14 protein-coding genes are annotated in these 12,026 nt (G+C 54.9%); 9 read left to right on the top strand and 5 right to left on the bottom strand.

Features of this window, described 5'->3' with window-relative positions:
* Positions 1 to 9: 9 nt before the first annotated feature.
* Positions 10 to 459 (top strand): YtoQ family protein, encoded by a 450-nt coding sequence (locus ACXLHR_RS11230; RefSeq protein ID WP_458791521.1) that lies wholly within the window; start codon positions 10 to 12, stop codon positions 457 to 459.
* A 145-nt stretch (positions 460 to 604) separates the two neighbouring features.
* Positions 605 to 1,015, top strand: a complete 411-nt coding sequence (mscL, locus tag ACXLHR_RS11225) for a large conductance mechanosensitive channel protein MscL (RefSeq protein WP_458791520.1) — start codon at positions 605 to 607, stop codon at positions 1,013 to 1,015.
* A gap of 54 nt (positions 1,016 to 1,069) precedes the next feature.
* Here mscL and ald read toward each other — a convergent pair whose 3' ends face one another.
* Positions 1,070 to 2,188 carry an alanine dehydrogenase gene (gene ald / locus ACXLHR_RS11220; RefSeq protein WP_458791519.1) on the bottom strand — a complete coding sequence of 373 codons (1,119 nt, stop codon included), beginning with the start codon at positions 2,186 to 2,188 and terminating at the stop codon, positions 1,070 to 1,072.
* 141 nt (positions 2,189 to 2,329) lie between these two features.
* On the opposite strand from ald, the gene ACXLHR_RS11215 reads away from it, so the two are divergent.
* The 3 genes from ACXLHR_RS11215 (at position 2,330) to ACXLHR_RS11205 (ending at position 5,294) form a co-directional block, all read left to right on the top strand.
* Positions 2,330 to 2,791 (top strand): Lrp/AsnC family transcriptional regulator, encoded by a 462-nt coding sequence (locus ACXLHR_RS11215; protein ID WP_458791518.1) that lies wholly within the window; start codon positions 2,330 to 2,332, stop codon positions 2,789 to 2,791.
* A 248-nt stretch (positions 2,792 to 3,039) separates the two neighbouring features.
* Positions 3,040 to 4,212 (top strand): MFS transporter, encoded by a 1,173-nt coding sequence (locus ACXLHR_RS11210; RefSeq protein WP_458791517.1) that lies wholly within the window; start codon positions 3,040 to 3,042, stop codon positions 4,210 to 4,212.
* A 59-nt stretch (positions 4,213 to 4,271) separates the two neighbouring features.
* The gene (locus tag ACXLHR_RS11205) at positions 4,272 to 5,294 is read left to right on the top strand and encodes an aspartate-semialdehyde dehydrogenase (RefSeq protein WP_458791516.1); all 1,023 of its coding nucleotides are present in this window, start codon (positions 4,272 to 4,274) and stop codon (positions 5,292 to 5,294) included.
* Between the two features lie 66 nt (positions 5,295 to 5,360).
* Here ACXLHR_RS11205 and ACXLHR_RS11200 read toward each other — a convergent pair whose 3' ends face one another.
* Positions 5,361 to 6,440 (bottom strand): HPP family protein, encoded by a 1,080-nt coding sequence (locus ACXLHR_RS11200; protein ID WP_458792531.1) that lies wholly within the window; start codon positions 6,438 to 6,440, stop codon positions 5,361 to 5,363.
* 33 nt (positions 6,441 to 6,473) lie between these two features.
* Positions 6,474 to 7,121 (bottom strand): carbonic anhydrase, encoded by a 648-nt coding sequence (locus ACXLHR_RS11195; protein ID WP_458791515.1) that lies wholly within the window; start codon positions 7,119 to 7,121, stop codon positions 6,474 to 6,476.
* Positions 7,122 to 7,342: 221 nt separating this feature from the next.
* Here ACXLHR_RS11195 and ACXLHR_RS11190 point away from each other — a divergent pair, with 221 nt between their 5' ends.
* The 3 genes from ACXLHR_RS11190 to ACXLHR_RS11180 all read left to right on the top strand — a co-directional run bounded on the left by ACXLHR_RS11190 (position 7,343) and on the right by ACXLHR_RS11180 (position 9,912).
* Entirely contained in the window at positions 7,343 to 7,663 is a 321-nt protein-coding gene (locus ACXLHR_RS11190; protein WP_458791514.1) for a hypothetical protein, read from the top strand.
* 63 nt (positions 7,664 to 7,726) lie between these two features.
* Entirely contained in the window at positions 7,727 to 9,094 is a 1,368-nt protein-coding gene (locus ACXLHR_RS11185) for a leucyl aminopeptidase family protein (protein ID WP_458791513.1), read from the top strand.
* On the top strand, positions 9,091 to 9,912 hold the full coding sequence (locus ACXLHR_RS11180; protein ID WP_458791512.1) for a C40 family peptidase: 822 nt from the start codon (positions 9,091 to 9,093) through the stop codon (positions 9,910 to 9,912). The genes ACXLHR_RS11185 and ACXLHR_RS11180 overlap by 4 nt, the downstream gene beginning before the upstream one ends.
* Here ACXLHR_RS11180 and ACXLHR_RS11175 read toward each other — a convergent pair.
* Positions 9,909 to 10,250, bottom strand: coding sequence for a DUF2794 domain-containing protein (locus tag ACXLHR_RS11175; RefSeq protein WP_458791511.1), 342 nt, complete (start codon positions 10,248 to 10,250; stop codon positions 9,909 to 9,911). The two genes, ACXLHR_RS11180 and ACXLHR_RS11175, sit on opposite strands and share 4 nt — an antisense overlap.
* A gap of 201 nt (positions 10,251 to 10,451) precedes the next feature.
* Entirely contained in the window at positions 10,452 to 10,745 is a 294-nt protein-coding gene (locus tag ACXLHR_RS11170) for an I78 family peptidase inhibitor (RefSeq protein WP_458791510.1), read from the bottom strand.
* A gap of 138 nt (positions 10,746 to 10,883) precedes the next feature.
* Between ACXLHR_RS11170 and ACXLHR_RS11165 the strand changes: the two genes are divergently transcribed.
* Positions 10,884 to 11,996: an S-(hydroxymethyl)glutathione dehydrogenase/class III alcohol dehydrogenase gene (locus ACXLHR_RS11165; protein ID WP_458792530.1), complete on the top strand. Its 1,113-nt coding sequence runs from the start codon at positions 10,884 to 10,886 to the stop codon at positions 11,994 to 11,996.
* Positions 11,997 to 12,026: the final 30 nt, after the last annotated feature.

Raw genomic sequence — 12,026 nt, 5'->3', positions numbered from 1 at the left:
GGACATACCATGACACTTAGTATCTATCTCTCAGGCGAAATCCATACCGACTGGCGCGATGAAATCATCTCGGGGGCCACTGGTCTGGATGTTGAATTTGAAGGGCCTGTGACGGATCACGCTGCCTCTGACGATTGCGGCGTGACAATTATGGGCGCAGAGCCAAACAAGTTCTGGCACGACAACAAAGGCGCGAAACTCAATGCAATCCGCACACGGCATGGCATTGAAATGGCAGATATCGTGGTCGTGCGCTTCGGCGATAAATACAAGCAGTGGAACGCCGCGTTTGACGCTGGCATGGCCGCTGCCTTGGGGAAAACATTGATCGTCATGCACGGGCCTGACCACCAGCATCCACTCAAGGAAATTGATGCAGCAGCGCTTGCTGTGGTGGAAACACCTGCGCAGGTCGTTGAAATCCTGGATTACGTATTGAATGGCGTTCTTCCTGCGTGAAATCCGTCTCATTGACAAATTATTCGCAATGCGGGGAACAATCGCCCAAAAAAACCCGCTTGTTTCCCTAAACGATACGTTAATACTCGTGCATATGCGTATCCGGCGATAGATCGGGCGCGAATTTCAAGCTTAGGGGCTAAATATGTTAAACGAATTCAAAGAATTTATCGCCAAAGGCAATGTCATGGACATGGCCGTTGGTATCATCGTCGGCGCAGCATTTACGGCCATCGTGGGCTCGCTGGTTGCGGATCTGATTAATCCGATTATTGGTTTGTTCACTGGCGGCGTCGACTTTAGCGGCATGTATACCGTTTTGGGCAATGTTGAATATCCGTCTATCACAGCCGCAGAAGAAGCAGGCGCCGTTGTCTTTGCCTACGGGCGCTTTATGATGGCGGTCATCAACTTCCTGATCATCGCCTTTGTTGTGTTCATGCTGGTGAAAGGTGTGAACCGCCTGAAGAAAAAAGAAGAAGCCAAACCAGAAGCGCCAAAAGGTCCAACCCAAGAAGAACTGCTTGCGGAAATTTTGGTCGCGCTAAAGAAATAGCCTTCAACGAAATTTATAAAAGGCCCGCAGAAAATTGCGGGCCTTTTTAAGTCGCTACATTTCTAATGCCAATGCAGGGGCCAAAGCATCAATGCCAAGCGCCTTGCCGACAGCATCGTAGGTCAAGTGTCCGGCATGCACATTCAACCCGTTCAATAGATGCGGGTCATCCTTGCAGGCCTGCCGCCAGCCCTTGTTTGCCAGCGCCATAACAAAAGGCATTGTGGCATTGCCCAGGGCGATCGTTGACGTGCGGGCCACAGCGCCTGGCATATTAGCGACACAATAGTGAATGATCCCGTCCACCTCATAAATCGGATCTTGGTGCGTTGTGGCGCGCGAGGTCTCGAAACAGCCGCCCTGATCAATCGCCACGTCAACCAGAACCGATCCGGGCTTCATCAGCGCCAGTTGCGCACGGCTAATCAACTTTGGCGCCGCAGCCCCCGGCACCAGCACCGCACCGATCACCATATCCATGCGCGGCAACAGCTCTTCGACGGCCCCTTTATCGGAAAACTGTGTCGTCAAGCGGCCCATAAATACGTCGTCCAGATACGACAGACGCGGCACAGAGCGGTCAAGAACCGTCACATTTGCACCCATGCCCACGGCCACACGCGCCGCCGCCGCTCCTACAACACCGCCACCGATAATGGCGATATTCGCAGGGCGCACACCGGGCACACCGCCCAGTAAAACACCGCTGCCCCCATTGGCCTTTTGCAACGCCCAAGCACCGCTTTGCGGCGCAAGACGCCCCGCCACTTCGGACATAGGTGCAAGCAACGGCAAGCCGCGATTCGTGTCTGTGACCGTCTCATAGGCAATACATGTCGCGCCAGACGCGATCAAATCGGCCGTCTGTTCGGGATCAGGCGCTAGGTGCAGATAGGTGAACAAAATCTGCCCCGCGCGCAGCATCTTCCGCTCGTCGGGTTGGGGTTCTTTCACTTTCACAATCATATCGGCGCTGGCGAAAATCTCTGCGGCATCGCGCGCAATGTCGGCCCCGGCGTTAACATAATCCTCATCCGTGAAACCTGCGCCGATACCCGCCTGCGTCTCGACGGTGACGACATGACCCGCGCGCACTGCCTCTAGGGCCGCATTGGGCGTCATACCAACACGAAATTCTTGCGGTTTAATCTCTTTTGGGCATCCGATATGCATAATGTCTCCTCCCAGATGTTTCATTACCAAAAACTATCTGCGCACAGCGCTGCAATTACACCTACAAACTGTTGGGTCATCAGACAATATGTGGCAATAATCTGCATCAGACCCGTATTTCATCGAAGGATCCTGCGCAAAGTGGAACCCGACAGCATAGACTACAGAATCCTTGAGGTTCTGCAAAACTCTGGACGCATGTCCAACGCCGACCTCTCAGACTTGATTAACCTGTCACCCTCTGCGTGCCACAGACGGGTGCAACGATTGGAAAAAGACGGATTTATCCGAGGCTATGTGGCCCTTTTAGACCCGCGCAAAGTGGGCCGCCCGACCACGGTGTTTGTCGAAATCACCCTCTCGGGTCAAGCCGACGAAGTGCTGGACGCCTTCGAGAAAGCTGTCGCAAAAGTGCCCGATGTATTAGAATGCCACTTGATGGCAGGCACGGCCGATTACCTGCTCAAAGTCGTTGCTGGCGACACCGAAGATTTCGCGCGTATCCACCGCCGCTATCTCGCCACACTGCCCGGCGTTGCACAGATGCAATCGTCCTTTGCCCTGCGCACAGTGCGCCAAACAACCGCGCTGCCTGTCAGGTGATACGTTTGGCCAGACATTAATTGTGGATGCATAAAAGACCTTTGAAGGAGCTTATATATTCGACTGGCCTAGATAGCTTTGACGCCGCCTCCGTGTAATGCGTTCATCTTGCGCTAGGGCAAATATTTCTAGGATTATCACGTCGGTCAATGCGCCTGCACGGGGCAAAATCTCTGCTGCGCCGTTCTCTATTGCGGACCACGCATCTGCGTGGCACGACTTTGTCACATGATCGACTGGAGGCTTAGATGAGGACCGGATTAGTGGCGCTGCTTGGTGCCTATGTGCTGTCGCAGTTTTACCGCGCATTTTTGCCTGTGCTTGCTCCGATTTTAGAAATTGATATCGGTGCATCTGCTGATGATCTGGCGCGCGCATCGGGCATCTGGTTTTTGACCTTTGCTGCGATGCAGATCCCTGTGGGCATGGCATTGGACAGTGTCGGGCCGCGCAAAACGGCATCGGTGTTGTTCTTGCTCGGTGGTGCAGGGGGCGCGATTGCGTTTGGTTTTGCTCAGACCCCGCTGCATGTGATGATCGCGATGGGGCTGATTGGCGTGGGCTGTTCGCCTGTGCTGATGGCGTCTTATTACATCCTTGCGCGGACCTATTCAGCGGCGGTGTTTGGCAGTGTCGCGGGTGCAATGATTGGCGTTGGCACATTGGGCAATCTGGCGGGATCTGCGCCGCTTGCGTGGACAGTCGAAACATTCGGCTGGCGTGAGAGCATTTTAGGTTTGGCGGCAGCGTCGGTGTTGATTGGCGTGTTGATGATTGCTTTGGTGCGTGACCCTACGCGGCTGAACAGTACGGAGCGTGGGTCGGTCCGTGACCTGCTAAAGATGCCAATTATGTGGCCGATCATGGCCTTGATGCTGGTCAACTATGCGCCTGCCGCAGGGTTGCGTGGCCTTTGGGCTGGTCCTTATATGGCAGATGTTTTTGGTGCTGACGTGATTACAATCGGGCGCGTGACTTTTGTGATGGGCGTCGCGATGATTTTCGGCAGCTTTTTATTCGGTCCGTTAGAGCGGCTGTTCGGAACACGCAAATGGGTGATTGTGGCGGGTAATGGTGTAGGTGTTTTGGCCCTGATCGCGCTCATGTTCATGCCTGATTATTCAGTTTGGTTCGGCACACTGATGCTGGCGATTATCGGTATTTCGGGGTCAACATTTGCAGTGATTATTGCTCATGCCAAGGCTTCTTTTCCTCCGCATTTGACAGGGCGCGGTGTGACTTTGATGAACTTGTTTGGCGTCGGCGGGGCTGGAGTCATGCAATTTGCGTCTGGTCCGATTTATGCAAACGCCAAAACAGATGTGCCTTCCGATGCTTACGTGGTTTTGTTCGGGGTGTTTGCTGCAATGGTCGCGGTTGGGTTGCTGGCCTATCTGTGGTCTGAGGATCGCACCGACTAAACCCTTTTCCTTGACGCCGAAGCGCGGTAAGAGGCGGCACACTTAAAAGGAAGCAACACATGGGTTATAATATCGTCGTTGTTGGTGCCACAGGCAATGTGGGCCACGAAATGCTGAACATCCTCGCAGAGCGTCAGTTCCCGATCGACAAGATCGAAGCACTTGCCAGCCGTAAATCAATGGGCACGGAAGTCAGCTTTGGCGATAAAACCCTCAAGACGAAAGACCTTGATACCTTTGATTTCACTGGTTGGGATATTGCATTGTTTGCCGTTGGTTCCGAAGCGACCAAGAAATATGCGCCCCTTGCTGCCAAAGCTGGTTGCGTTGTCATCGATAACTCGTCGCTGTATCGCTATGATCCGGACGTTCCATTGATTGTGCCAGAAGTGAACCCTGACGCGATCCATGGCTATAAGAAAAAGATGATTATCGCGAACCCGAACTGCTCGACCGCGCAGATGGTTGTGGCGCTCAAGCCATTGCACGACCGCGCTACGATCAAGCGCGTTGTTGTCAGTACCTACCAAGCCGTCTCTGGCGCGGGAAAGGCTGCGATGGACGAGTTGTGGGATCAAACCAAGTCAATGTATAACCCGACCGACAACAAGCCCAAGCAGGTTTTCACCAAGCAGATCGCCTTTAACGTGATCCCGCATATTGATGCGTTTATGGATAGTGGCGATACTAAAGAAGAGTGGAAGATGGTCGTCGAGACCAAGAAAATTTTGGATAAGTCGGTCAAGGTCACGGCTACTTGTGTGCGCGTGCCGGTATTTGTGGGTCACTCAGAATCAATCAACATCGAGTTCGAAGAGTTTTTGGACGAAGACGAGGCCCGCGATATTCTGCGTGAAGCGCCGGGCATCATGGTGATCGATAAGCGCGAAGATGGCGGATATGTGACACCGGTTGAATGTGCCGGTGATTTTGCCACGTTTATAAGCCGTATCCGTCAGGACGTGACGGTCGAGAACGGTTTAAACCTGTGGTGCGTATCAGACAACCTGCGCAAAGGCGCAGCCTTAAACGCGGTGCAGATCGCTGAGTTGCTGGGGCGTGAGTGCTTGAAAAAAGGCTAGATGCCTGCATGAGATTTTCAAAAGCCCCGCCCGATAGGCGAGGCTTTTTCGTTTTACGACTTCCTGTTAACGCAAGCTAATCCGCGCCAGGGCAACCATCAGGTCGGTGCGTGTGACGATTCCGACGATCGCGTCGCCGACCAGCACAGGCACCGCATCAACCTCGCCGTCGGCCATGAGTGGCAATAAGGCTGCAACTGGCGTTTCTGGTGTGACGCGTGGCCCGTTACTGCTCATGATGTCAGCGGCGAGTAGAGTGTTGCTGCTGTTGCCGGCACACGTGATCAAATGTATTTGGAAAATTACCCCGACAAACCGCCCATCGTCTTGCACAACAGGCAGTGACGTAAAACGATGTATGCTAAATAGATCGGAAATTTCGGTCAATGATGTGTCTGGTCGAATTGTCACGAGGTCATGTGACATGATGTCAGCTGTCGTCATCGCGCCAGCGTTATTTGACGCAGCCTGCATTTCGGCGGCCCCGATCAGTCGGGCAAGATCTTCGACACCGAGGTTGAAGGATTGTCGGTAGCGATCCAAAATGTTGGTTAGTTCAACTTCCGAGAGCCCAAGCCGTTCGACAGGTAATGGGTCGCTAGTTCCATGGGTGTTCGGGTCGTCAAATTGCCTGAACGGGTAGTGTCGGTGCGTCAGACGCCCGTAGATGATCGCTATTGCAACCAGAATGAGTGTGCCAAGCGCGATGGGTGTCAAGGCGAACATAAACCCAAGCTCATTGATGGTGTCCGGACTCATCGCGGCTGTCATGGCGACGGCTCCCGCAGGTGGGTGCAGCGCGCGCAGCAGCATTGTGACCGCAATCGCCAGACCTACTGCCAAGGCGATCCGAAGTGTGGGGTCGGGGATGACCAGACACACGGCAACCGCCACCACTGCGCCGGACGTATTGCCTACGATCGCCGACCAAGGTTGTGCGAGCGGGCTATTGGGGACGGCGAATAGTAGAACAGAGGTCGCGCCAAACGGAGCCACGAGGTAAAGTCCAAGATCGAGATCAACCGTCGCCGAGAACACAAACAGGCCTGCGACTAACAGACCAATGCATGCACCAATACCCGCGCGCATGGCTTCAACAGGTGAGGTCCGTGCAATCGCAGGACCAAATGAGCGGAGCTTGAGCAGAGGACGCTTCCTTAAATTTACCGCATGTCGCGGTTAGATTTTCACAAATGTCTCGTTCGCGGCGTCGTAGGCTTCAAGTTCGCCTTCGCCGATTTCATTCCAGACGCCGTGCAGCGTAAGCGTTTCGGACTCGACTGCGGATTTCACAAAGGGAAATGTCATCAGGTTTTCAAGCGAAACCAAGATGGCTTCTTTTTCAAGCTGCTGTTTGCGTGCATCGTCGTCGCCTTCGGCGAGCCGTTCAAATCCGGGGCGCAGGATGTCCATCCAACGGCCTACGAAACTGGATTTTTCTTCCAGTTCTGGCGCATGTCCCGAGCACATGTTGTAGCAGCCCTCAACGCCGCCGCAGCCAGAGTGACCCAGCACAATGATGTGGCTGACCTTTAGCGCGGAAACCGCGTATTCGATTGTTGCGGATGTGCCGTGCTGTGCTCCGTCGGGTGAGTAGGGTGGCACAAGATTGGCGATGTTGCGGTGAATGAAAAATTCGCCTTGGTCGGCCCCAAAAATCGCGGTCACATGCACGCGGCTATCGCAGCAGGAAATCACCATCGCACGCGGGCGCTGCCCGTCTTCGGCAAGGCGCTTATACCAGCCCTTATTCTCGTCGTATGTTGTTGCTTTCCAGCCATGATAGCGTTGAACCAGATACGCGGGCAGGGGGCGTGCGAATTTCATAAATGCAACTCCATTGCAATTTAGCAAAAGCTTACACCGTATTTTCACGAATTTTGATTAATTTCAATTGGCTGTTTCATCTTCTGAAAACCATCGTGGATTAGAAAAATTCCATGGAACATAATTACACACAGTTTGCGGTCTTGAACGCTCCCGCCCGTCCCCGTGCATCTGTCACCCACCTGCGGTGCCGCGAAATGATACGCCTGGATCCTGAACCTATGGATATTATATTCGCCGCTAAGGGCGCGCATGAGGCCGAAGAAATGGTTTGCCGTGCGCTAGAAGATATCGCCTTCAAACTGGACGCACTGCAATGTGCCAAACGCGCTCATTCGTTCGAGGCGATGGCACGACCTGCGCGCCAGATCACTACTGTCGGGGCGCAAATTGGTCTGACAGACGTGATCGAAGCCGCAAAATTCGTCGCCGACAGTGCGCGTCAGGAAGACGGTGTTGCGCTCAGTGCGACACTTGCGCGGTTAGAGCGGGCGTTTGATGTGGCCGTGACGCAGGTATGGCGGTTTCGCGAGCGTCATTAGGTCCATTGCACTTTGTCTTTGTGATGGCCATCTTTAGGGTGAAACAACCACTAAGGATAAACCATGTCGCTCGCCTTTGCCGCCGCTGATACACCCGCTGTCGATCTTTATGTTCTGGGGCCGGATGATCTGCACCAGTTGCCAGACGCGGCCCAGAATTGGGCTGCGACCTGCGGGTTTGTCGGCAAGTTAGGGCAGACTTTGGCTGTTCCTAACGCGCAGGGCGGGATTAGCTGCGCTGCAGTTGGCTATGGCACCGCTGCGACCCGTGTGCGCGGGCGATTTTTTGTCGGGTCTGCAGCGCGCAAATTGCCGGTGGCAACCTACCGCATCGTGACGGATTTGCCTACGCCCGCGTTGGAAGAGGCGGCCTTGGGCTGGTTGCTAGAAAGTTACCGGTTTGACCGTTATGTGAAACCCGGTGCGGCGCCTGCGATGTTGGTCGCCCCAAATAATATTGATGCGGCGCGTATTCAGATCATCGCTGAGGGCGAGGCTTTAACCCGCGATCTGATCAATACGCCTGCCTCTGATATGGGGCCAGCGGAGTTGGAAGAGGCATTTCGCGCGCTCGCCAAACAGCATAACGCGCCTGTAACTGTCATTGCAGGCGACGATTTGGTCCCTGCAAATTTCCCTATGATCCATGCGGTTGGCCGCGCCTCGACCCGCGCGCCACGCCTGCTTGATATGCGCTGGGGGGATGGGGGGCCGACGCTGACGCTGGTGGGCAAAGGCGTCTGTTTTGACACCGGTGGTTTGAATATCAAGCCGGGATCAAGCATGGGCTTGATGAAAAAGGATATGGGCGGGGCGGCCACAGTATTGGGCCTTGCGCATATGATTATGGCGTTGGGACTAAAGCTGCGGTTGCGCGTTCTTGTGCCGGCGGTCGAGAACGGGATTGATGGCAATGCGTTCCGCCCGCAGGATATTTTGACCAGCCGCAAAGGGTTGACCGTCGAGATCAATAATACTGATGCCGAGGGACGTTTGGTTCTGGCTGACGCGCTGGCTTTGGCCGACGAGGAAACCCCTGATTTGGTGATCTCGATGGCGACGCTTACGGGGGCTGCGCGGGTTGCCGTTGGCCCTGATCTGTCACCGTTTTTTACCGATAACGATGCCCATGCCAGCGCGCTTGCGATGGCAGCGGCTCAGGTCGCAGACCCTGTTTGGCGCCTACCGTTCCATGACCCCTATGAGGCGATGATCGAGCCCGGAATTGCGGATTTGGACAACGCGCCCAAGGGTGGTTTCGCGGGCTGCATAACGGCCGCCTTGTTCCTGCGCCGATTTGTGCAAAGCCCCTATATGCACTTCGATATCTATGGATGGAACCCGATGGCCGCGCCTGCGCGTCCCATGGGTGGAGTTGGTGCGGGCGCGCGCGCAGTGCTTGCAGCGTTACCAGAACTGCTAGACCTATGACCGATCGCAGACTGTTGGCGGCAAACGGGCGGGTCGCGGCTGCGTGGTTGAAAGGGCAAGTCGAGGCGGCCACTTACGTCGACGGCACAGCGCAATCCGTTGTCGCGCCTGTGGCAGATTTATACACCGCACCTGACGGCAAACGTGATCGACAAGTGTTGCTGGGCGCGGCTGTGACTGTTTTCGAGGTCCGTGACGGCTGGGCGTTTGTGCAGGCAAGTGACGGCTATGTTGGCTATCTGCGCGTGCAGGATTTGGGCGCGCCTGTTTGGCCGACGTTTTTCGTAGCGACGCCTGCGACCCATGCCTATGCGCAGGAATCGTTCAAAGCGCCCGACGTCATGGCGTTGCCGTTTGGCGCGCGCGTGGTGGTCATTGACGAGCGGCAGAAGTTCTATGAAACTCCGCAAGGCTTTATCTCAAAGAAACATTTGCGCCCCATTGCCGAACCATTCAGCGATCCCGCCACGATTGCGCAGATGCATTACGGAGTGCCGTATCTTTGGGGAGGGAATTCCACACGCGGGATTGATTGCTCGGGGCTTGTCGCTGCAGCGTTGAACGCCTGTGGTATCGCCTGTGCGGCCGATAGTGATTTGCAGGAAATTGCATTTGGCGGCGATCTTGCCCCTGACGCGCCTTTGCAGCGGGGTGATCTGTTTTTCTGGAAAGGCCATGTGGGGATGATGGTTGACGAGACAACGTTAATTCACGCCAACGCGCATCATATGGCGACGGCCTATGAGCCGATTGAGAACGCGATTTTACGTATCAAGGCGCAGGGCGACGGCGATGTGACCTCTCGCAAAAGGTTTTAATCAACTGCGCGGATCAATTTGCGCTCTAAGGCTTGCAACACCGTTCGCAATTCATTGCCACGTTTCAAAACCTGCCCATCGACCCCGATCAACGCAAATTGGCCCTGTTTAAGTCGCATCCCGGGTCGCTTTTCCACGCGATAGATCGGGTTCTCGGCGGTGCGTTTGAAAACAGAAAAAATCGCGACTTCGCGCAGAAACGACAACCCGTAATCGCGCCATTCTCCCGCCGCGACCATACGCCCGTATAGGCCCTTCAGCGTGTTCAACTCGGTGCGGTGAAACACCACCTGATCGGGTGCCGGTTGGTGAAGCGGGATTGGTTGGTTCGTGGACATTGTACGAACATCGGGCTGAATGTTTCTAATATCAAGGCATGGCCCTGATATTGCCTGAAAACAACCTCCGATGTGCCACGCCATATCCCTGATCCGACCACCATCAAAGATCACTAAGGATTTATAACGAAGGTTCTTGCGGCAGCGTTTTATAGCCCCACCCAGTACGGTGTCTCAGGGCCTTCGTTTGATTTCCCATCATCAACCGCAGGCGATTTGCGTGATTGTCCCGTTTTCACCCACATGAAAATTCATCCGCGTCGGGCGATAATCCTGGGTCGAGATTGTGCCGGGCCGTAGCACCCGCACTTCACCCAAGATTAAAATGCGCTCGAGTGCTGTCGCATCTTGATTTAGCAACGTGTGGTATCGCGCCGCCTTGCAGGTGTCGTCCATACCTGTGGGCAAGCGGTTACCGATTGCGCTAGGTGTTGCGTTAGGGGGCGTGGTGGCGGTGCAGGCCGCGAGTGCCATAAGAACAATCAGTTTTTTCATATAGCCAGAGTGCGCCCGACGCGGATGCTTTGGCAAGGCTGTAACGCGACGAAATTTCCCCTTTTTACGAGGCCCGCGCTTGATTGTTGCGCGCGTTTGGCCGACCTTGGCGCAAATTGGAATAGGATGACACAAATGATGCGAACACGCGCTGCGGTGGCTGTGGCTGCCGGACAACCACTAGAGATTATGGAAGTGAACCTTGAAGGACCGCGAAAAGGCGAGGTTCTTGTCGAGATCAAGGCAACAGGCCTGTGCCACACCGATGAGTTTACCCGTTCAGGCGACGATCCAGAGGGCATTTTCCCTGCAATTCTCGGCCATGAGGGTGCGGGTATCGTAATTGAGATTGGCGAAGGTGTGACCAGCCTTGAGGTGGGCGATCATGTGATCCCGCTTTACACGCCAGAATGTCGCGAGTGCGAATATTGCCTGAACCCGAAAACCAACCTGTGCCAGTCGATCCGCAGCACGCAGGGGCAGGGCTTGTTGCCAGATGGCTCCACCCGTTTTTCGATGCTGGATGGTACGCCAATCCATCATTACATGGGCTGTTCTACTTTTGCGAACCACACGGTTGTTCCTGAAATCGCGCTGGCGAAGGTGCGCAAAGATGCGCCGTTTGACAAGATTTGCTATATTGGTTGTGGTGTCACGACGGGTATCGGCGCTGTGATCAACACTGCTAAGGTCGAGATCGGCTCAAAGGCGATTGTCTTTGGGTTGGGCGGCATTGGTCTGAACGTATTGCAGGGCTTGCGCCTCGCCGGAGCTGACCAGATTGTCGGCGTTGACCTCAACGACGACCGGATCGAGATGGGCAAACGCTTTGGCATGACCCACTTTGTGAACCCGTCCAAGGTCGAGGGCGATCTGGTGGCCCATCTGGTCGAGCTGACAGGCGGCGGCGCAGATTATACCTTTGATGCGACTGGCAATGTCGATGTCATGCGCACTGCACTCGAGGCGTCGCATAAGGGCTGGGGCGAAAGCATCATTATCGGCGTGGCCCCTGCGGGTGCCGAGATTTCGACCCGTCCGTTCCAACTTGTCACTGGTCGAAGCTGGCGCGGCACCGCTTTCGGCGGGGCCTCCGGACGCACCGATGTGCCAAAAATTGTTGACTGGTATATGAATGGCAAGATTGAAATCGACCCGATGATTACCCACAAACTTAAACTGGAAGACATCAATCACGGCTTTGAGTTGATGCATCAAGGAAAGTCTATTCGGGCAGTCATCGAGTTTTAAGCGGTACTAAACAATCTGAAAGGTCCGGCC

The organism is Yoonia sp. MH D7 (genome assembly GCF_054439475.1).
This window is presented reverse-complemented; position numbering and strand designations above follow the sequence as displayed.

Coding starts and splice junctions, on each gene's coding strand:
- ACXLHR_RS11230 (WP_458791521.1), top strand. CDS start 10: ATGACACTTAGTATCTATCTCTCAGGCGAAATCCATACCGACTGGCGC.
- mscL (WP_458791520.1), top strand. CDS start 605: ATGTTAAACGAATTCAAAGAATTTATCGCCAAAGGCAATGTCATGGAC.
- ald (WP_458791519.1), bottom strand. CDS start 2,188: ATGCATATCGGATGCCCAAAAGAGATTAAACCGCAAGAATTTCGTGTT.
- ACXLHR_RS11210 (WP_458791517.1), top strand. CDS start 3,040: ATGAGGACCGGATTAGTGGCGCTGCTTGGTGCCTATGTGCTGTCGCAG.
- ACXLHR_RS11205 (WP_458791516.1), top strand. CDS start 4,272: ATGGGTTATAATATCGTCGTTGTTGGTGCCACAGGCAATGTGGGCCAC.
- ACXLHR_RS11195 (WP_458791515.1), bottom strand. CDS start 7,121: ATGAAATTCGCACGCCCCCTGCCCGCGTATCTGGTTCAACGCTATCAT.
- ACXLHR_RS11190 (WP_458791514.1), top strand. CDS start 7,343: ATGGATATTATATTCGCCGCTAAGGGCGCGCATGAGGCCGAAGAAATG.
- ACXLHR_RS11185 (WP_458791513.1), top strand. CDS start 7,727: ATGTCGCTCGCCTTTGCCGCCGCTGATACACCCGCTGTCGATCTTTAT.
- ACXLHR_RS11180 (WP_458791512.1), top strand. CDS start 9,091: ATGACCGATCGCAGACTGTTGGCGGCAAACGGGCGGGTCGCGGCTGCG.
- ACXLHR_RS11175 (WP_458791511.1), bottom strand. CDS start 10,250: ATGTCCACGAACCAACCAATCCCGCTTCACCAACCGGCACCCGATCAG.
- ACXLHR_RS11170 (WP_458791510.1), bottom strand. CDS start 10,745: ATGAAAAAACTGATTGTTCTTATGGCACTCGCGGCCTGCACCGCCACC.
- ACXLHR_RS11165 (WP_458792530.1), top strand. CDS start 10,884: ATGCGAACACGCGCTGCGGTGGCTGTGGCTGCCGGACAACCACTAGAG.